The organism is Delftia acidovorans SPH-1, from assembly GCF_000018665.1.
Classification (GTDB): Bacteria; Pseudomonadota; Gammaproteobacteria; order Burkholderiales; family Burkholderiaceae_C; genus Comamonas; species Comamonas acidovorans.
This window is the reverse complement of record NC_010002.1, coordinates 259,380-277,673: the sequence shown is the minus strand read 5'-3', so window position 1 is coordinate 277,673 and position 18,294 is coordinate 259,380. Positions and strand designations below refer to the sequence as shown.

The following is an 18,294-nucleotide window of genomic DNA, read 5'->3' as shown; positions in this document are numbered from 1 at the left end:
GGGCGGATTCCGGGTGTCAGCAGCCCGGGGCGCCCTGGCAAGCGGACCAGCGAATCAGCGCTGGAACGCCGCCGCAGCAGCCGCCATTCGCCGCAGATACGCCGGGTCTTCCTGCAGGCAATGCACGTGGTTGACCTCATCCTCCACCAGTTCCTCCATCCGCTGCGCAGCCCCGCAAATGGCCTGCAGCGCATTGGCCACCACCTCCAGATTGCGGTAGCCCTCGGGCCGCTCCAGCCAGGCCAGCGCCAGCTGGCCCAGCGAGTACACCTCGCTGCTGCCCTGCAGCGTCAGCCGGCCGATTTCGGTCACGGCATGGCTCAACTGCTGCGGCGTGGGCTGGGTCAGGGTTGTGGAAGCGGTACTCATGGCGCGACCCCTCCCATGGCAGGGACGCCTGGACGGCGCGCACACTGGATGGAGAAGGCCGAGAGAAAAACGGCGTACATGGTTTCGTGCTCCTTGCTGAGATCGAACCCACCGACCCGTGTTCTTACGCACAGACAGGTGGACGGGATGTTAAGAACACAGAGCAAGCCGTGCGGACGCCCTTGCGGGTAGCCCCATCCCGCCCAAAACCGCATGGACGAGCGGGCGCTATGCCCACTCTTTCCGAGTGATCAGACGTGACAAGGCCTCGCTAACGGGGAGGCAGCGCCGCTTACTCTAAAGGTGTTCTTACGCACCAGCCCCTGAACAGGGGGCCGCCGCAATGATAGAGGCATTCAGGACCGCAAGCGCCCCGAAGCCCCAGGCCGAGCGCAGCGAAGGCCCGCACCCACTCCCCGTATGTCCGCGCCTGCGCCGTGGCGGTTGCGGGGTTGCAGTCCTGCCGAAGGACAGGACTGCTTCGTCATCTGACTCGCCGTGATTGTTTGAACGTAGCGCGCAGCGCGAAGTGAGTTTCACGGCGAACCCCGCAACCGCCACGGCGCAGGTGGCCCCGCAGCGAAGCGAAGGGGTCGCGGACATCCGGGTCGCCTTCTTTGATCTGACCTTTCTTGGCGAATCAAGAAAGGGCAGTCGGCTGCCGGGCCGAGACCCGGCCTCGAAAAACAACCACCCGGCAGGGGCAAAAAATGCACCTAAGCCAAAAGCAAACAAGGTGGGCGGGAGTCAAGACCATGTGCAAGGCATGCGGACGCCCTCACGGGCAGCCCCATCCCGCCCCAAACCCAAAGACAGCCAGGCCCCCAAAAGCCCCAGCCATCAAACCCCGGCCAAGGATGGCAGCTCCCGCATCACTTCAGAAAATCACTTCAGAAAAACAGCACCCTCACCCAAGGCGCCACCACCACATTCAACGCCCCCGCAATCATCATCACCAACGAAGCAACCACCGCCTGCACATCCCCGAACTGCCGCGCCTTCGCCACCCCGCTGCCATGCGCGGCACCCCCCAGAATGGCGCCCGCAGCCAGCTTGCTGCGCACGTGCGGCAGCAGCCGCAGGATGGTCTCGCCCATGAGCATGCCGCTGACGCCCGTGAGCAGCACGAACAGCGCGGCCAGGTCGGTGGGCCCGCCCAGCACGCGCTCGGCCTCGATGGCGAAGGGGGTGGTCACCGAGCGCACGGCCAGGCCCTTTTGCAGGTCCACGGGCAGTCCGAAGGCCTGTGCGAACCAGATGGTGGTGGCAATGGACACGCCACTGGCCACGAGCACGCCGGTGGCGATCGACATCCAGTGCTTGCGCAGCAAGTGGCGGTTTTCGTGCAGGGGCAGCGCAAAGGCCACCGTGGTGGGGCCCAGCAGCCAGACCAGCCAGTGCGTCTGGGCGATGTACTGCGGGTAGCGCACATGGGTCGGCAGCGCCAGCGCGATCAGCACCATGGGCGTGGCGACGATGGGCATGAGCAGCGGATGCGGATGGCGGCGGTACACGCGCTTGTTGGCCGCATAGCAGGCCAGCGTGGCCAGCAGCGACAGCAGGCCGATGGCCTGGTCGGACATGGCGTTCACTCCTGCTCCCTGTGCAGCCCGGCGCGCGTGGAGCGGCGCCGGGCCAGCCACAGCTCCAGCCGGTAGACGCGGTCCACGGCCAGCGCCGTGGCGGCCATCACGCAGGCCGTGCTGGCCACGATGACGCCCAGGATGCGCAGGCCCTGGTGCTGGATCAGGTCGGTGTATTCGGTGACGACCAGCATGGCGGGCACGAAGAACAGCAGCATCTCGGCCAGCAGCCAGTTGGTGCCGCCCTGCAGCCAGCGCGCCTTGACCAGCCCGCTGAACAGGCCCGTGGCCAGCAGCGCGAAGCCGATCAGCCCGGCCGGCATGCCCCAGCCGAAATGGGCGCGCACGGCCTCCATGGCCACCCACAGCGCACTGAGCAGCCCCACCTGCAGCACGCCGCGCAGCAGCGGCCAGCAGCGGTGCAGCAGACCCTGAAACACCTGCGGCCGCAGGACGGGCATGGCGGAAATCTTTGACATGGGGCAATCCTAGGGTTTGCACTCAGATTCGTAAAATGAATAATCTCCATTTTTCCCATGCATAAAAGGAATCCTCATGGACCTGCGCGCGCTGCGCTACTTTGTCGAGGTGGTGCGCTGCAACAGCTTCACGCGTGCGGCCGAGGCGCTGCATGTGACCCAGCCCACCATCAGCAAGATGGTGCGGGCGCTGGAGGAGGAGCTGGGCGGCCCGCTGCTGCTGCGCGAGGGGCGCGGTGTGCAACTGACCGACGCGGGCCAGGTGGTCCATGCGCGCGGCCTGCAGGTGCTGGAGCAGTCACGCCAGCTGCTGCAGGAAGTGGCCGAGGTGGACGGCATTGCGCGCGGCAGCCTGAGCGTGGGCATCATGCCCACGGCCGGGCACTACATGGCGCCCGTGATCGCGCGCTTTCAGCAACTGCATCCGGGCGTGGAACTGCATGTGCAGGAGCAGGGCGCACGCGCCCAGCGCCAGCTGCTGCTGGACGGCAAGCTGGACATGGCGCTGGGCCTGCACGGCGCGGGCGAGGCGGGTGGCGACCTGGCCGGAGAGGGCCTGGAGTACTGCACCATCGCCCACCAGAAGACACGCGTGGCCTTTGCCGCGCACGAGGTGCCCGACCCGGACGCCCCCGTGCACTGGAGCGAGCTGGCCCGGCGGCCCTTTGTGTTCTACACCTCGGACTTCGCCCTGCACCAGGCCGTGCTGGAGCATTGCGCGGCGGCAGGCTTCAGCCCACAGGTGCGGCTGCAGACGCGCTACTGGGACTTCATCGGCGACCTGGTGGCAGAAGGCGTGGGCGTGGCCGTGATGTTCGAGCATGTGATCGCGCGGTTCGACCCCCGGCGCGTGTCCAGCCGCCCGCTGGTGGGGCCTGAACTGCACTGGGACGTGGTGCAGCTGTGGCGCAGCGGCTATCTGTCACGCGCGGCGAGGGCCTGGCTGGAGTGCGTGCGCGCGGTCTATCCCGACGACAATCGCTGAGTCCATGCAACCCAGAAAACGCCCTCCCTCGCGCTCCTTTGCGGGCCCATCCCGGCGCCTGCAGACCGCCTTCGCCGACAGGCCCGACACCGGCCCCTCACGCCTGCTGTGCTTCAACAAGCCCTACGGCGTACTCAGCCAGTTCACCCCCGAGGGCCGCTGGCGTGGCCTCAAGGAATACATCGACGTGCCGGGCGTGCATGCGGCAGGCCGGCTCGACGCCGACAGCGAAGGACTGCTGCTGCTGACCAATGACGGCCCGCTGCAGGCGCGCATCGCCGATCCGCGCTTCAAGATGGAGAAGACCTACTGGGTACAGGTCGAGGGCCTGCCCGACGAGGCCGCGCTGCAGGCCCTGCGCCAGGGCGTGCAGCTCAACGACGGCATGACGCTGCCCGCGCAGGCGCGCCGGCTGGAGCCGCCGCCCGTGCTGTGGCAGCGCGACCCGCCCATCCGCGTGCGCCAGAACATTCCCGATTGCTGGATCGAACTGGTCATCCGCGAAGGCCGCAACCGCCAGGTGCGCCGCATGACGGCGGCCATTGGCCACCCCACGCTGCGGCTGGTGCGCGCAGCCATCGGGCCCTACACGCTGGACGGCCTGGAGCCCGGCCAGTGGAAGGACGTGGAGCCCGCCTAAGGCTCCGGATTGTCGGTAGGTGCCACAGCCTGCCAGCGCTGCAGGCCGAGCCACGGACGAAAGCGCCGCGCCTCGCCCACTTCCACCCGCTCCACACTGCCGGCCAGCAGCGGCCACAGGCGCTGCAATTGCGCCGAGCGCTGCTGCGTGCAGCGCCGCGCGCGGGCCAGCAGCTCGCTGCCCTGGCCCAGCAGGCGCGACAGCTCGCGCAGGCGTGGCGGCGGCAGGCATTGGGCGCTGGCCAGCATCAGCCAGGACGGTGCCTGGCCCGCCTGGGCGGGGCCGCTGGCGGCGAACTGCTCCAGCAAAGCGACATGGGCACTGAGCAGGGGCGCGGGCGGCTTCTCGGCCAGCATGATCTCCAGCAGCCTGCCCTCGATGCGCCAGCGGGCGGGCACCACGGCATGCTCTACCGAGTTGCCGAAGCGCGTGGACTGGCGATGGCGGACGGCACGGCTGCCCTGCTCCAGCAAGGGCTGCAGCAGTTCGGCCAGGGCCTGCTCGCGCTGCGCCGTGGGCGCTTCGGCCAGCGTGATGCGCAGCGGCACGGCCTCGTAGCCGCGCAGCTGGTCGCGCCAGGCCATCCAGCCCGCCGTGTCGGGGCCGCCCAGCAGCAGGGCGAGGAAGGCGCCCAGGCCGGCCATGGCCGAGCCGGTCCACCAGGACACCGGCACAGGCTGCCGCCCGGCGATCAGCCAGCCCGTCAACCAGACCAGCGCCCCCGCGCAGGTGGCCGCCAGCAGGCCCATGCCGAAGGCGAGGAAGGGCGCGCCGTCGAGCCGGTCGGGCAGCAGCACCAGCATGGCCACGCAGGCCGCGCCGGCGCACAGCGCAACGGCCCACCAGCCCGCCACGGGCAGGGTGCGCGCGGTGCGGCCCATGAGACCCGAGAGACCCGTACGGCCAGCCAGTGTCAGTAGCAGCAGGGCCACCACCGCGCCAGCGGTCAGCGCAATGAACAGGGGCGCAAACACCCACAGCGCCAGCAGCCCGAGGACCGCCGATACCGCAAGCGACAGCGCCAGCATGCTCAGGCCTTCTTGAGGAACTCCGACTTGAGCAGCATGGAGCCCAGTTCGGTCTTGCAGTCCACGTTGTGGCCGTCGGCGCCATCGACCAGGCGGATGCCCTTGATCTTGCTGCCCTTCTTGAGCACGGTGGACGAGCCCTTGACCTTGAGGTCCTTGACCAGGATCACGGCATCGCCGTCGGCCAGCGCATTGCCGTTGGCGTCGCGCACGATGCCGTCGCCAGCGGCGGCTTCGCCGGCCTCTTCTTCGGCCTGCATGGGCCATTCGAAGGCGCAGTCGGGGCAGATGTAGCTGGTGGCGTCGGGATAGGTGTTTTCAAGGCCGCACTGGGGGCAGGCGGGAGTAGTCTGGGGCATGGGATGGACAGATTCGGTGAAGACAAAGGGGCGCGGCGGGCGCGCCGTACCTGGCAATTGTCGCCCCTGCCCCCACGCGCTGGCCTTGGCAAACCCGAGCGGGTTGCTGCGCCGAGCGCTGCGCGCCCAGCCCTGGTTCAGAGCGACGTGCCCATCTTGCGCAGGAAGCGTTCGCAGGCATCGAGCTGGGCCAGCTCGACGAACTCGTCGGGCTTGTGCGCCTGCTCGATGGAGCCGGGGCCGCAAACCACGGTGGGGATGCCGGCGTTGTGGAACAGGCCGGCCTCGGTGCCGTAGGCCACCTTGCGCTTTTCCTGGTCGGCGGTCAGCGCGCGCACCAGCTGGGTGATGGCGGCTTCTTCCGAGGCTTCCAGCGCGGGCGCGCTGGCGCCGGTCTCGATCTCGATGCGCGCGTCGGCGAACTCGGCGCGCATGCGCGGCAGCAGTTCGTCGCGCACATAGGACTCGACCTGGGCCTGGATGCCATCCACCGACATGCCGGGCAGGTTGCGGAATTCATAGGCGAATTCGCACAGCTCGGGGATGGTGTTGACCGCGATGCCACCCTGGATCTGGTTGGTGGTCATGGTGGTGAACGGCACGTCGAAGAATTCGTCGTAGGGGCCGTGCGCCTTGAAGTGGTCGGCGATGTCGCGGATGCGGCAGATCAGCCGCGCCGCGTATTCGATGGCATTGCTACCGCGCGGCGTGAGCGACGAGTGCGCTGCCTTGCCGTGCACGCGGCAGCGGTAGAGGTTGATGCCCTTGTGCGCCACCACCACCTGCATGCTGGTGGGCTCGCCGACCACGCAGCCGTCGAAGCGCGCGCCCTCGGCCTTGAGCTGGTTGATCATCACGGGTGCGCCCGCGCAGCCGATTTCCTCGTCGTACGAGAAGGCCAGGTGCACGGGCCTGGCGCGCTGCGTGGCCAGGAATTCGGGCACCAGCGCCAGCGAGGCGGCGATGAAGCCCTTCATGTCGCAGCTGCCGCGACCATACAGGCGCCCGCCCTTTTCGGTGAGCGCAAAGGGGTTGGTGCTCCACTGCTGGCCATCGACCGGGACCACGTCGGTATGGCCGGACAGCACGATGCCACCCTGCGTTTCGCCGTTGTGGGCCGGCAAAGTGGCGAAGAGATTGGCCTTGGCGCCGTCCGGAGAGTGGAACAATCGGGCACTCACGCCCAGCGTGGCCAACTCATCGCGTACACACTCGATCAGCGCCAGGTTGGAGTTGCGGCTGGTGGTGTCGAATGCGACCAGTGTTTCCAGCCAGTCGCGGGTGTTTTTCCAGGTAGTCATGTGGTTCCATCTGCGCCATGGCCTGCGCCGCCCTTCGTGGACGACGCAGGCCATGGCATAGGCATTGCATATGGCGAAGCAGTGTACGCCCGGGTTGCGGCCCGGGCAGGCACGCCGACCCATGCCCCGGGCGTGACTGCCGTCTTTTCAATCCCTTTTCGGAAATGGACCCTGCTTTGACCAAGCAAACCGTCTCGACCCGCAACATCGTGGCTGCCGTCATCGGCAACGCGCTGGAGTGGTATGACTTCCTGGTGTTCGCCTTCATGACACCCATCGTCGCCAAGCTGTTCTTTCCCAGCAATCCCGACAATCCGGACGACAACATCAACCGCATCCTGATGACCACGGCCGTGTTCGGCGTGGGCTTCTTCATGCGGCCCGTGGGCGGCATCCTGCTGGGCCTGTACGGGGACCGCAAGGGCCGCAAGGCGGCCATGGTGATGGTGACGGGCCTGATGGCGGTGGCGATCGCGCTGATCACGCTGGCGCCCACCTATGCAGCGGTGGGCATCCTGGCGCCGCTGTTCATCGTGCTGGCACGGCTGCTGCAGGGCTTTGCGGCCGGCGGCGAGTTCGGCACGTCCACGGCACTGCTGATCGAGCTGGCACCGCCCGGCAAGCGCGGCTTCTATGGCTCCTGGCAGATGGCCGGCCAGATGCTGGCCCTGCTGATCGGCGCGGCCACGGGCACGCTGATCACCGAGATCTTCACCGAGGAGGAGCTGATGGCCTGGGCCTGGCGCGTGCCCTTCGCCGTGGGCCTGCTGATCGTTCCCGTGGCGCTGTACATCCGCCGCCATGTGGAGGAGCCCGAGGTCTTCAAGGAAATGCAGGCCGCTCAGGCCAGCGGCAAGGCGCGCCAGATCGGCATCATGGAGATGCTGCGCACGCATGCGCGCGAGACGCTGGTGGGCATGGGCCTGGTGGTCACGGCCACGGTGTCCATCTACATCACCTTCACCTATCTGGTGACCTATGCCACGGTGACGCTGAAGCTGCCCATGCGCGATGCCTTCATGGTGCAGATGGCCGGCGCCGCGCTGATGGTGGTGATCATGCCGTTCTTCGGCGCCCTGTCGGACCGCGTGGGCCGCCGCATGCTGACCATCGGCTCGCTGATCGGCTACCTGGTGGTGCTCTACCCGCTGTATGCCTGGCTGACGGACGGCCCCACGGTGCAGAAGCTGCTGATCACCCAGCTGGTGGTCTGCGTGTTCGTGGCCGTGTTCTTCGGCGTGTTCAGCACGGTGATGGCCGAGCTGTTCCCGCCCCAGGTGCGTTCGGCCGGCATGTCCATGGCCTACAACGTGGCGGTGATGATCTTCGGCGGCTTCGCGCAGTTCATCGTGACCTGGCTGATCCGCTCCACGGGCTCGCCCATGGCGCCGGCCTTCTATGTGATGTTCGGCGTGACGCTGGGCCTGTTCGCGGCCTTCTTCATCAAGGACCGCGCGATGGAGCGCAACCTGCGCTGATCCCGGTGCGGTGCGCAAGGCACCGCGCCCGCGCATGCCGCGCATACCCCGCATGCCCCGCCACGGGGCCTGCGCCCCGCACGCGCACCCGCCTGCGCACCATGCGCGGGCATGACGGCCACCCGCCCTGCACCACGGCGGGGAGGCCCGCCCGCATCGGCGGATTTCATGCAGAAAAAGTCAGGGCTGATGCTCTCTGGAGTGCCGCAAATCTGCAGGGAATACCCTCTGCTGGCACGCGTTTCGCTTGTCTACATTCTTGCATGCAAGTTGTAAATCCACTTGCATACAAGATTCCACAACTTGCGAAAGACGACTATGCGCCGCTTTGCCAGATCACTGTTCGGACAGGTGGTGATCGCACTCATCCTGGGTGTGCTCGCCGGAATATTGGCCCCTGAATGGGCCGTGAAGCTCAAGCCCCTGGGCGATGGCTTCATCAAGCTCATCAAGATGATCATTCCCGTGCTGGTGTTCTGCGTGGTGGTGCACGGCATCGCGGGCGCAGGCGACCTCAAGCGCGTGGGCCGGGTCGGCGTCAAGTCGCTGATCTACTTCGAGGTGCTGACCACCATCGCCCTGGTGCTGGGCCTGGTGCTGGCCTTCGTGTTCCAGCCCGGCGCGGGCATGAACGTGGACCCGAGCAAGCTCGACGCCTCGGCCATGAGCGCCTACGCCAGCAACGCCGACAAGCTGACCAGTGGCGGCACGGTGGACTTCCTGATGAAGCTCATCCCCACCACCGTGGTGCAGGCCTTTGCCACGGGCGACGTGCTGCAGGTGCTGCTGTTCGCCGTGCTGTTCGGCTGCGCGCTGACCATGCTGGGCGAGCGCGGCGCGCCCGTGCATGCGCTGATCGACACGCTGTCGAACGTGCTGTTCAAGATCATGGGCATCCTCATCAAGCTGGCGCCGCTGGGCGTGCTGGGTGCGATCTCGTTCACCGTGGGCCAGTACGGCATAGGCTCGCTCAAGCAGCTGGGCATGCTGGTGCTGCTGTTCTACGTGGCGGTGATCTTCTTCGTCTTCGTGGTGCTGGGGCTGGTGATGCGCTTTTCGGGCTTCAGCCTGATCAAGCTGCTGCGCTACCTGCGCGAGGAGCTGATGGTGGTCTTCGCCACCACCTCCTCGGACAGCGTGCTGCCCCAGATCATGGCCAAGCTGCGCAACATGGGCGTGCGCGACTCCACCGTGGGCCTGGTGATTCCCACGGGCTACTCGTTCAACCTGGACGCCTTTTCCATCTACATCACGCTGGCGGCCGTGTTCATCGCCCAGGCCACGAACACGCCCATCGGCATGGCCGACCTGCTGACCATCCTGGCGATTGCGCTGGTGACCTCCAAGGGCGCCCACGGCGTGCCGGGCTCGGCCATCGTGGTGCTGGCGGCCACGCTGCATGCGATTCCGGCCATCCCCGCCATCGGCCTGGTGCTGGTGCTGTCGGTGGACTGGTTCATGGGCATTGCCCGCGCGCTGGGCAACCTGATCGGCAACTGCGTGGCCACCGTGGCCATCGCCGCCTGGGAAGGTGACATCGACCGCGAGCGCGCCCATGCCGTGCTCAACGGCCTGGCCGACAATCAGGGGCCCGACGCCGAGCCCTCCGGCGCCGCCGCCGTCCCCGCAACCGTGACTTCTGCCCACCCTGCAACGCAATGACACCTGTAAGCCCCCAGCACATTGCCGAGCGCGTCGTCGAAGCCATCCTGGCCCAGAAACTGGCGCCCGGCGAACGGCTGGGGGAGCAGGAGCTGGCCGACAACTTCGCGGTCAGCCGCACCATGGTGCGCGAGGCGCTGATGCAGCTGCAGGCGCGCGGCTTCGTGCAGGTGCAGCCCCGGCGCGGCTGGTACGTGGTCCAGCCCTCGGCCGAGGAGGCGCAGGACGCCTTCGCGGCGCGCCGCATCATCGAGACCGGCATCCTGGGCGAGGCCGGCCGCCCGATGCAAAGCGTGATCGGCCAGCTGCGCCGCCACATCGCCCAGGAGCAGGACGCCATTGCCGGCGCCGACGCGGCCACGCGCGCCTTCCTGCTGGCCGACTTCCACGTCTGCCTGGCCGAGCAGATGGGCCACCGCCTGCTGGCGCTCACCCTGCGCGACCTCACGGCGCGCACCACGCTGGCGGCCACATTGTTCCAGTCCACGCACAGCGCCAGCCAGTCCTGCGCCGAGCACGAGCGCATCGTCGAGGCGCTGGAGCGCGGCGACACCGAGGGCGCCAAGGCCCTGCTGCTGGAGCACATCGGCACGGTGGAGCGCTCGCTGGAGATCCGCCCGCCCGAGGCGCCCGACGCCAGCGACCGCCTGCGCGCCACGCTGGCGCCCCTGTTCGGGGGATAACCCTGTGTCGGAGGGTCGGCAAATTTCCACCGACCGTCGCTAAAACGCCAATCTGGGTCATACGGGACGCACTGTCATGGTGCCGACACGGCTGACTGCATACGCTGCTGAGTTGGCGCATTGCGCGCCGTTCATCAACCCACCACTGCTTCGGATATGACCCAACGTCCTATGTCCTTTTCCCGCACTCCCCTGCTCGCGTCCCTGTGCGCGGCTGCAGTCCTCACGGCCTGCGGCGGTGACGGCGGCTCGTTCTACCTCACGCTCGACGGAAAGCAGCCCCAGGTGATCGCCCACCGCGGCTTCTCGGGCAAGTTCCCGGAGCAGACGCGCATGGCCTACGAGGCCGCCGCCGATGCAGGCGCGGACATGCTTGAACTCGACATGCACATGACGAAGGACTGCCAGCTGGTCGCCCGCCACAACGCCTGGCTCAGCGACAGCACCAACGTGGCCGACGTGGCCAAGACCAATGCCGAAGTGGCACGCCGCCAGCGCACTGCGGCCGGCGTGCTGGTCAACGTGAAGTACCCGGCCATCCCAGCCAACGGCCCGGCCCAGTACCTGAGCGACCAGTTGGACGCCAACGATCCCAAGTCCGTGCTCAAGGCCCTGGTGGTCGATGGCGAGGACCACCGCAACGACTGGTCCATCAGCGACTTCACGCTGCAGGAGCTGCGCAGCTGGCTGACCGGCACCATCCTGGACAACCGCAGCGAGCGCCCCACCGAGTGGAACGGCAAGCTGCCCCTGATCAGCGCCCAGGACGTGCTGGACATCGCCGCCGCCAAGAGCAAGGCCCTGGGCCGCACCATCCCCGTCTACGCCGAGACCAAGAACCCCTACTGGAACAACCAGCAGGCGATCGCCAACGGCTGCGGCGCGCCCGGTTCGCGCCCGTTTGAAGACGCGGTGATCAAGCTGCTGGACCAGAACAAGCTCAACGCCAAGGATTCGCCCATCTACATCCAGAGCTTCGACCCGGCCAGCCTCAAGTACCTGCGCCAGGCCGGCATGAAGGCCAAGGGCGTGCAGCTGATCGACGGCAACGACTTCAGCCTGCGCGACGGCTCCATGGTCTACATCACCAACGATGAGTGGACCTTCATCAGCGGCCGCCCCTACAGCTGGACCCTGGCCGGCGACGCCCGCACCTTCGCCGCCATGCTCACGCCCGCAGGCCTGGCCGACATCAAGACCTATGCCGACGGCATCGGCCCCTGGAAGCCCCAGGTCCTGGCCCACTCCGTCGTGCCCTACAAGGACGGCGCCGGCCTCAAGGACGTGAACACCGTCAAGGACACGGGCCTGATCCGCGACGCCCACAAGGCCGGCCTGATCGTGCACAGCTTCACCTTCCGCAACGAGCCGGGCCGCCTGGCCGGCCTGTACAAGGGCGACCCCGTGCAGGAATACCTGACCTACTACCGCCTGGGCATCGACGGCGTGTTCACCGACTTCACGGACACGGCCGTTGCGGCGCGCAAGGCGTACAACAAGGAAATCGGGCTCTGAAACTCCCATCCCGCTGACCCATGACAAGGCGCCTCGTGCGCCTTGTTTTTTTGGACTCTGGCAGTGGGCATATTCAGGCGATCTCATCCATGGCAATCAGGTATACCTGAATGCGATTGCAGCGAATTGGTATACAAGATCGTTACAGCATGTCGCAAAAACACTTTCCCTCCAACTTGCCTCCGAGGCAATAAGCGCATTAAGCTGCCCCGATCTCTGATCCAGATGAAGCTTATGAATCTGGATGGCATCAAACCGTGGCTACCGAGAAACTCGATTGATGCGACTTTAGAAAATTGGAGGGACCGTTTGTGATACCAGATATGGAGTTTGATGGGCAGAAGCTGACATGGAATGGCTCCGGTAGCTTCAAGGCAACAACAGGACTTCCAGGTTTTCAGATGCCAGAAAATCAGTGCATCAAAGACAGCGGACCAATTCCGGAGGGGGTGTACAAGGTGCTCGTCACCGATCGTGGGGCGGCGAAGGACGACGGTGCGGGAAGATGCAACCTGTCTCCCGGATGGGGAGTCCAGACGATTCCACGCGGAGCTGCCGCCGGAAGCTGCGAAGCCTATTGGGCAAACTGGGGGCAGAACCGGGCGCGGATGGAGCCCGCCGACACTCAAACGCGCATCGCTTGCAACCCCGTCCGCAGCGGCTTTTATCTGCATGATTCAACCAAAGGCTTCAGCCACGGATGTATTGAGGTTGAGCATAGATTCTTCCCGATTCTTCGGTCGAAGGCGAAGTCCAGTTCACGTAGCTATTTCATCCTGAAAGTCAATTACGTCCCGGCAAGAGTGACAAACGGAGGCACACGTGCATAGCATGGCTCGATTTTTAATATGGTCTGCCTTGTTTGGCGGATCCGCCTTTGCCGCCCATGCCGACCAGATAACGTTTCAGAACGATCTTTCAGCCTGCGTGTCGATCACGGCGACGAAGACTTCCACAGAGTCCAATGTGGTGTGGGCGAACACCCGTGTTCAACTGCGCAAATCGATTGGCGAGTGCGGATGCCTTTCGGCTCTGGCGACCTACACGAGCAGCGTGAACCGAGGGGGCGTCCGGCAGGTACTGCAGGAAGGCCTGATCGACCTGGGCAGCGGGGGAGAGAGAAAACTCGTCCTTGCGACCGATCCGGCCCTGGTCGCCAACAAGGAGGTGCGGGTTCGGCTGGCGTGCACCGGGCCCTTGTAGGGCATCCTGGCTCCTGCAGCATCGGCGCGCTTGAACGCTCAGCCGGATCACATCTTCTGATCGACTGCCTGCGCCGCTGGCGCGCCCTGTCCGCTATTCCAGTCAAAGATGAATGCCTTTGTCCAAAATAGCGAAAAATCGCACGCCTGACCGGCGTAGCCAAGCCAGCGGTCAACCCAATATCAGGCGAGATTCGGCGCCAACAGCCTGCGCAGCTCCTCGATGTCCATGCCCCGGCGCGCGGCCATGTCGGCGAGCTGGTCCTCGCCGATCTCGCCGACGTTGAAGTAGACGGAGTCGGGGTGGCCGATGTAGAAGCCGCTGACGCTGGAGGCCGGGTTCATGGCCAGGCTTTCGGTCAGCGTCATGCCGATCTCGTCGGCCTTGAGCACGGCGAACAGGTCGGTCTTGGCGCTGTGGTCGGGGCAGGCCGGGTAGCCGGGCGCGGGGCGCACGCCCTTGTACTGTTCCTTGATCAGCGCTTCGTTGCTGAGGTCCTCGTCGGGCGCATAGCCCCATAGGTCCTTGCGCACGCGCTGGTGCAGGCATTCGGCGAAGGCCTCGGCCAGGCGGTCGGCCAGGGCCTTGAACATGATGCCGGAGTAGTCGTCCAGCGCGTCTTCGAACTCCTTGTCCTTCTTCTCGGCGCCGATGCCGGCCGTGACGGCGAACAGGCCCGCGTAGTCCTGGATGCCCGATTCCTTGGTGGCCACGAAGTCGGACAGGCAGCGGCTGGGGCGCATCACGGGCTGGCCATCCGGGCCTTCCACCATCTGCTTTTCGGTCTGCTGGCGCATGCCGTACCAGGTCATCAGCACCTGGCTGCGGGACTCGTCGGCATAGAACTCGATGTCATCGCCCACGCGGTTGGCAGGGAACAGGCCGATGGCGCCGTTGGCCTGCAGCCAGCGGCCTTCGATGATCTTCTTGAGCATGGCCTGGCCGTCGGCCAGCACCTGGCGGGCCTGCACGCCCACGATCTCGTCGTCGAGGATGGCCGGGTAGGGGCCTGCCAGGTCCCAGGTCTGGAAGAACGGGCCCCAGTCGATGTATTCGGCGATCTCGGCCAGGTCGAAGTTGCGGAACACGCGGCGGCCCAGGGCGCGCGGCGCCACGGGAGCCTGGGAAAAGTCCACGGGCGTGGCGTTGGCGCGGGCCTTTGCCAGAGGCCACAGCGGTGTCTTCTTCTTGTTGGCGTGCTGGGTGCGGACCTTGTCGTAGTCGGCCTGGATCTCGGCCAGGTAGTTGCCCTTGTTCTCGCCCAGCAGGCTCTGGGCCACGCTGACGCTGCGCGAGGCATCGGGCACGTAGACCACGGGGCCTTCGTACTTGGGCGCGATCTTGACGGCGGTGTGCACGCGCGAGCAGGTGGCACCGCCGATCAGCAGCGGAATCTTCTTGATGCGGAAGTAGTCGTCCTTGTGCATCTCGCCGGCGACGTATTGCATCTCTTCGAGGCTGGGCGTGATCAGGCCCGACAGGCCGATGATGTCCGCGCCCTCGGCCTTGGCCCGGGCCAGGATCTCATGGCAGGGCACCATCACGCCCATGTTGATGACCTCGAAGTTGTTGCACTGCAGGACCACGGTGACGATGTTCTTGCCGATGTCGTGCACGTCGCCCTTGACGGTGGCGATGACGATCTTGCCCTTGCTGGACACGTCCAGACCCGCCGCTTCCTGCTGGCGCTTTTCCTCTTCGATGTAGGGCACGAGGTGGGCCACGGCCTGCTTCATCACGCGCGCCGACTTGACCACCTGGGGCAGGAACATCTTGCCGGCGCCGAACAGGTCGCCCACGATGTTCATGCCGTCCATGAGCGGGCCTTCGATCACGTGCAGCGGGCGACCACCGCCCTGCACCACGATCTGCTGGTAGGCCTCTTCGGTGTCGGTGACGATGAAGTCGGTGATGCCGTGCACCAGGGCGTGCGACAGGCGCTCGCCCACGGTCTTCGGGTTCTCGGGCGTGCCGCGCCATTCGAGCTTCTTGCTGTCGTCCTTGGCAGCGCCCTTGGCGGCGTCGGCAATCTCCAGCAGGCGCTCGGCGGCGTCAGGGCGGCGGTTGAGCACCACGTCTTCCACGCGCTCGCGCAGCTGGGGCTCCAGGTCGTCATAGACGCCGACCATGCCGGCGTTGACGATGCCCATGTCCATGCCCGCCGAGATGGCGTGGTACAGGAACACGGTGTGGATGGCCTCGCGCACAGGGTCGTTGCCGCGGAAGCTGAAGCTCACGTTGGAGACACCGCCCGAGACCTTGGCGCCGGGCAGATTCTTCTTGATCCAGCGCACGGCCTCGATGAAGTCCACGGCGTAGTTGTCGTGCTCCTCGATGCCGGTGGCCACGGCGAAGATGTTGGGGTCGAAGACGATGTCCTCGGGCGGGAAGCCCACCTCGTCCACCAGGATGCGGTAGGCGCGCTCGCAGATCTCGATCTTGCGCTGGTAGGTGTCGGCCTGGCCCTTCTCGTCGAAGGCCATGACCACGGCGGCCGCGCCGTAGCGCCTGATCAGCCGGGCCTGGCGCTTGAATTCATCCAGGCCTTCCTTCATGGAGATGGAGTTGACGATGCCCTTGCCCTGCAGGCAGCGCAGTCCGGCCTCGATAACTTCCCACTTGGAGCTGTCCACCATGACCGGCACCTTGGCGATGTCGGGCTCGGAGGCGATGAGGTTCAGGAAGCGCACCATGGCGGCCTTGCTGTCCAGCATGGCCTCGTCCATGTTCACGTCGATGACCTGGGCGCCGTTTTCCACCTGCTGGCGTGCCACGGACAGCGCTTCCTCGTACTGCTCGTTGAGGATCATGCGCGCAAAGGCCTTGGAGCCCGTGACGTTGGTGCGCTCGCCCACGTTGACGAACAGCGTGCCCTCGCCGATGGAGACAGGCTCCAGGCCCGACAGACGCATGGGAGGGGGAGTGAAAGAGGACGACATCAAGCTCACCTGCAAAAACGGCATGGCAACAGGTGAGCGTCGTTGGCACCGTGGGCGCGGTCCGGCCGGGAACCTGCACCTGGCCCAAGCCTGACGCGGCACGCGATCCGGTGTACGGATGGGCGGGTGCCGCGCTGCAACGCTCCTCGGGCCAAAGCCCGGGATTCTACGGCGGCTGGCGGCGGCCTGCAGTGCGGGTTTTACGCCCGCATTCGGGGCAGGCCTGCACAAAGCCATGCGGCACTGCACCAAAGCGCGGCAGCGCGGGCCGCCGGCGCTGCCTTCGGGGCGGATTGTCGATACCCCATCGCCCCGGATTCTTTGCAGCGCCTGAGGACAACGCTCCTTTTTTTGCATCTGGCACGCAATTCGCTATCTGCTGGATACGTGGTCTGACCAGTCAGGCCAAAACCCTCCACCCGCGCCAGCCCATGCAAAGCATTCCGATCTCGATGGCCCAGACGCTGCAGCAGCACATCCTGAGCGGCCACTATCCCGGCGGCAGCCAGCTGCCGCCGCAGCGCGAGCTGGCCCGGCAGCTGGGCATCAGCCGCGCTTCGCTGCGCGAGGCGCTGTCCATGCTGGAGGCCCTGGGCCTGGTCGAGATCCAGCCGGGCAAGGGCGTGCGCATCAACGGCCCGCACAGCGGCCGTGCACGCATGCACCGCGCCTACGCCACCCCGGCGCTGGGCACGCTTTCGCCGCGCCAGCTGATCGAGCTGCGCCTGGTGCTGGAGCCGGGCTGGGCCGCGCTGGCGGCCGTGCGCGCCGACGACAGCGGCCTGCGCCAGCTGCAATGGACCCAGTCCCAGCTGGCCCACGCCCTCGCCCGCAGCGACCTGCTGGCCGCCGCCGACGCCGACCTGCAGTTCCACCTGCTGCTGGCCCAGCTGTCGGGCAACCCGGGCCTGGTGGCCATGGCGCGTCAGCTGGAGCTGGCCATCAGCCACAGCCTGCGCCTGCCCTTTGCCTGGAGCGGCGCCGACGACCAGCCCGTGCGCGAGCACGACGCCATCGTGCAGGCCGTCTGCGCGGGCGATGCGCCGGGTGCCGCGGGCGCCATGCGCGCCCACCTGCTGTCGGCCGCCAGGCGCAGCGGCATCGATCTCGACACGCCGGACAACGCGGCGGCGTCCGACGCGACGGCGCCCGACGCAACGGCGCCCGATACATCTGCGCCCGACCCTGACCCGCTTTCCTTTCGCCTCACCCCACCTTCCGAAGGAGCTTTCGCATGACTTCCCCCCTGACAACCCGCCGCGCATTCATCCGCACCGCCCTGGCGGCCGCCACCCTGGCCGCTGCCGGCCTGGGCGGCGCAGCCCATGCCGACATGCTGGCCAACATCCAGAAGGCCGGCGTGCTGCGCGTGGCGATTCCGCAGGACTTCCCGCCCTTCGGCTCGCTGGGCACCGACCTGAAGCTGCAGGGCTATGACATCGACATGGCGGCCCTGGTCGCCCAGGAGTTGGGCGTGAAGGTGGAGCTGGTGCCCGTGACCAGCACCAACCGCATTCCCTTCCTGACCACGGGCAAGGCCGACATCGTCATCTCCAGCCTGGGCAAGAACGCCGAGCGCGCCAAGGTGATCGACTTCACCCAGGCCTATGCGCCCTTCCCCAAGAGCGTCTACGGCCCCAAGGACGTGAGCATCAAGGCCCCTGCCGACCTGGCCGGCAAGACCGTGGGCGTGACGCGCGGCTCCACCGAGGACCTGGCCCTCACGCAGGTGGCGCCGGCCTCGGCCACCATCAAGCGCTACGAGGACAACAACGCCACCGCGCAAAGCTATCTGACGGGCCAGGTGCAGTTGGTGACGCTGGGCAACATCGTGGCCAACGCCGTCAACGAGCGCACCAGGCTGCGCCAGCTGGACGTGAAGTTCGCGGTCGAGGACACGCCCTGCTACATCGGCGTGGCCAAGGGCGAGCCGGCGCTGCTGCAGAAGGTGGACGCCATCATCACCAAGCTCAAGGCCGACGGCCGCCTGACCGGCCTGTCCCAGCGCTGGATGAAGATGCCGCTGCCCGCCACCCTGTAACCGCTGCGCCCCTGTTCCCGGAAATCCTT

17 protein-coding genes and 1 riboswitch are annotated in these 18,294 nt (G+C 66.7%); of the genes, 10 read left to right on the top strand and 7 right to left on the bottom strand.

Annotated elements, in window-relative coordinates:
* Positions 1 to 54: 54 nt before the first annotated feature.
* The 3 genes from DACI_RS01230 to DACI_RS01220 all read right to left on the bottom strand — a co-directional run bounded on the left by DACI_RS01230 (position 55) and on the right by DACI_RS01220 (position 2,431).
* Positions 55 to 369, bottom strand: a complete 315-nt coding sequence (locus DACI_RS01230) for a hypothetical protein (protein WP_012202185.1) — start codon at positions 367 to 369, stop codon at positions 55 to 57.
* A gap of 890 nt (positions 370 to 1,259) precedes the next feature.
* Positions 1,260 to 1,952 (bottom strand): LrgB family protein, encoded by a 693-nt coding sequence (locus DACI_RS01225; protein ID WP_012202184.1) that lies wholly within the window; start codon positions 1,950 to 1,952, stop codon positions 1,260 to 1,262.
* A gap of 5 nt (positions 1,953 to 1,957) precedes the next feature.
* Positions 1,958 to 2,431, bottom strand: coding sequence for a CidA/LrgA family protein (locus tag DACI_RS01220; protein WP_012202183.1), 474 nt, complete (start codon positions 2,429 to 2,431; stop codon positions 1,958 to 1,960).
* Positions 2,432 to 2,507: 76 nt separating this feature from the next.
* On the opposite strand from DACI_RS01220, the gene DACI_RS01215 reads away from it, so the two are divergent.
* Together DACI_RS01215 and DACI_RS01210 are read left to right on the top strand one after the other, a co-directional pair.
* Entirely contained in the window at positions 2,508 to 3,416 is a 909-nt protein-coding gene (locus DACI_RS01215) for a LysR family transcriptional regulator (RefSeq protein ID WP_012202182.1), read from the top strand.
* Positions 3,417 to 3,420: 4 nt separating this feature from the next.
* Positions 3,421 to 4,056: a pseudouridine synthase gene (locus DACI_RS01210; protein WP_012202181.1), complete on the top strand. Its 636-nt coding sequence runs from the start codon at positions 3,421 to 3,423 to the stop codon at positions 4,054 to 4,056.
* Here the strand turns inward: DACI_RS01210 and DACI_RS01205 are convergent.
* The 3 genes from DACI_RS01205 to argE form a co-directional block, all read right to left on the bottom strand.
* Positions 4,053 to 5,084 (bottom strand): hypothetical protein, encoded by a 1,032-nt coding sequence (locus DACI_RS01205; RefSeq protein ID WP_012202180.1) that lies wholly within the window; start codon positions 5,082 to 5,084, stop codon positions 4,053 to 4,055. The two genes, DACI_RS01210 and DACI_RS01205, sit on opposite strands and share 4 nt — an antisense overlap.
* Positions 5,085 to 5,086: 2 nt before the next feature.
* A complete protein-coding gene (locus tag DACI_RS01200) occupies positions 5,087 to 5,443 on the bottom strand; it encodes a zinc ribbon domain-containing protein YjdM (RefSeq protein ID WP_043783113.1) in 357 nt (118 codons plus the stop codon).
* A gap of 137 nt (positions 5,444 to 5,580) precedes the next feature.
* Positions 5,581 to 6,744 carry an acetylornithine deacetylase gene (gene argE, locus DACI_RS01195; protein WP_043780289.1) on the bottom strand — a complete coding sequence of 388 codons (1,164 nt, stop codon included), beginning with the start codon at positions 6,742 to 6,744 and terminating at the stop codon, positions 5,581 to 5,583.
* A 164-nt stretch (positions 6,745 to 6,908) separates the two neighbouring features.
* Here argE and DACI_RS01190 point away from each other — a divergent pair, with 164 nt between their 5' ends.
* From DACI_RS01190 to DACI_RS01170, 6 genes are all read left to right on the top strand, one after another.
* Positions 6,909 to 8,222, top strand: a complete 1,314-nt coding sequence (locus DACI_RS01190; RefSeq protein WP_012202177.1) for an MFS transporter — start codon at positions 6,909 to 6,911, stop codon at positions 8,220 to 8,222.
* Between the two features lie 318 nt (positions 8,223 to 8,540).
* A complete protein-coding gene (locus DACI_RS01185) occupies positions 8,541 to 9,884 on the top strand; it encodes a C4-dicarboxylate transporter DctA (RefSeq protein ID WP_012202176.1) in 1,344 nt (447 codons plus the stop codon).
* Complete coding sequence (locus DACI_RS01180) at positions 9,881 to 10,567, top strand: GntR family transcriptional regulator (protein ID WP_012202175.1); 687 nt, start codon at positions 9,881 to 9,883, stop codon at positions 10,565 to 10,567. Before DACI_RS01185 ends, DACI_RS01180 begins: the two co-directional genes overlap by 4 nt.
* Before the next feature lie 171 nt (positions 10,568 to 10,738).
* Positions 10,739 to 12,082, top strand: a complete 1,344-nt coding sequence (locus DACI_RS01175; protein ID WP_043780287.1) for a glycerophosphodiester phosphodiesterase family protein — start codon at positions 10,739 to 10,741, stop codon at positions 12,080 to 12,082.
* 323 nt (positions 12,083 to 12,405) lie between these two features.
* Positions 12,406 to 12,912, top strand: a complete 507-nt coding sequence (locus tag DACI_RS30855) for a tlde1 domain-containing protein (RefSeq protein WP_012202173.1) — start codon at positions 12,406 to 12,408, stop codon at positions 12,910 to 12,912.
* A 1-nt stretch (position 12,913) separates the two neighbouring features.
* Entirely contained in the window at positions 12,914 to 13,285 is a 372-nt protein-coding gene (locus DACI_RS01170; RefSeq protein ID WP_026062624.1) for a DUF2195 family protein, read from the top strand.
* Positions 13,286 to 13,467: 182 nt separating this feature from the next.
* On the opposite strand, the gene metH is transcribed toward DACI_RS01170, so the two are convergent.
* On the bottom strand, positions 13,468 to 16,224 hold the full coding sequence (metH, locus tag DACI_RS01165) for a methionine synthase (protein ID WP_012202171.1): 2,757 nt from the start codon (positions 16,222 to 16,224) through the stop codon (positions 13,468 to 13,470).
* A gap of 27 nt (positions 16,225 to 16,251) precedes the next feature.
* Positions 16,252 to 16,378: riboswitch (S-adenosyl-L-homocysteine riboswitch) on the bottom strand.
* Between the two features lie 277 nt (positions 16,379 to 16,655).
* Between metH and DACI_RS01160 the strand changes: the two genes are divergently transcribed.
* Positions 16,656 to 17,462: a FadR/GntR family transcriptional regulator gene (locus DACI_RS01160; protein WP_012202170.1), complete on the top strand. Its 807-nt coding sequence runs from the start codon at positions 16,656 to 16,658 to the stop codon at positions 17,460 to 17,462.
* Positions 17,459 to 18,265: a transporter substrate-binding domain-containing protein gene (locus DACI_RS01155; protein ID WP_012202169.1), complete on the top strand. Its 807-nt coding sequence runs from the start codon at positions 17,459 to 17,461 to the stop codon at positions 18,263 to 18,265. Before DACI_RS01160 ends, DACI_RS01155 begins: the two co-directional genes overlap by 4 nt.
* Positions 18,266 to 18,294: the final 29 nt, after the last annotated feature.

Bases quoted from the DNA above. Each gene is read 5' to 3' on its own strand.
- DACI_RS01160 (WP_012202170.1), top strand. From the start codon at position 16,656: ATGCAAAGCATTCCGATCTCGATGGCCCAGACGCTGCAGCAGCACATC.
- DACI_RS01215 (WP_012202182.1), top strand. From the start codon at position 2,508: ATGGACCTGCGCGCGCTGCGCTACTTTGTCGAGGTGGTGCGCTGCAAC.
- DACI_RS01190 (WP_012202177.1), top strand. From the start codon at position 6,909: ATGGACCCTGCTTTGACCAAGCAAACCGTCTCGACCCGCAACATCGTG.
- DACI_RS01185 (WP_012202176.1), top strand. From the start codon at position 8,541: ATGCGCCGCTTTGCCAGATCACTGTTCGGACAGGTGGTGATCGCACTC.
- metH (WP_012202171.1), bottom strand. From the start codon at position 16,224: ATGTCGTCCTCTTTCACTCCCCCTCCCATGCGTCTGTCGGGCCTGGAG.
- DACI_RS01155 (WP_012202169.1), top strand. From the start codon at position 17,459: ATGACTTCCCCCCTGACAACCCGCCGCGCATTCATCCGCACCGCCCTG.
- DACI_RS01200 (WP_043783113.1), bottom strand. From the start codon at position 5,443: ATGCCCCAGACTACTCCCGCCTGCCCCCAGTGCGGCCTTGAAAACACC.
- DACI_RS01220 (WP_012202183.1), bottom strand. From the start codon at position 2,431: ATGTCAAAGATTTCCGCCATGCCCGTCCTGCGGCCGCAGGTGTTTCAG.
- argE (WP_043780289.1), bottom strand. From the start codon at position 6,744: ATGACTACCTGGAAAAACACCCGCGACTGGCTGGAAACACTGGTCGCA.
- DACI_RS01210 (WP_012202181.1), top strand. From the start codon at position 3,421: ATGCAACCCAGAAAACGCCCTCCCTCGCGCTCCTTTGCGGGCCCATCC.
- DACI_RS01175 (WP_043780287.1), top strand. From the start codon at position 10,739: ATGTCCTTTTCCCGCACTCCCCTGCTCGCGTCCCTGTGCGCGGCTGCA.
- DACI_RS01230 (WP_012202185.1), bottom strand. From the start codon at position 369: ATGAGTACCGCTTCCACAACCCTGACCCAGCCCACGCCGCAGCAGTTG.
- DACI_RS01225 (WP_012202184.1), bottom strand. From the start codon at position 1,952: ATGTCCGACCAGGCCATCGGCCTGCTGTCGCTGCTGGCCACGCTGGCC.
- DACI_RS30855 (WP_012202173.1), top strand. From the start codon at position 12,406: ATGGAGTTTGATGGGCAGAAGCTGACATGGAATGGCTCCGGTAGCTTC.
- DACI_RS01180 (WP_012202175.1), top strand. From the start codon at position 9,881: ATGACACCTGTAAGCCCCCAGCACATTGCCGAGCGCGTCGTCGAAGCC.
- DACI_RS01170 (WP_026062624.1), top strand. From the start codon at position 12,914: ATGGCTCGATTTTTAATATGGTCTGCCTTGTTTGGCGGATCCGCCTTT.
- DACI_RS01205 (WP_012202180.1), bottom strand. From the start codon at position 5,084: ATGCTGGCGCTGTCGCTTGCGGTATCGGCGGTCCTCGGGCTGCTGGCG.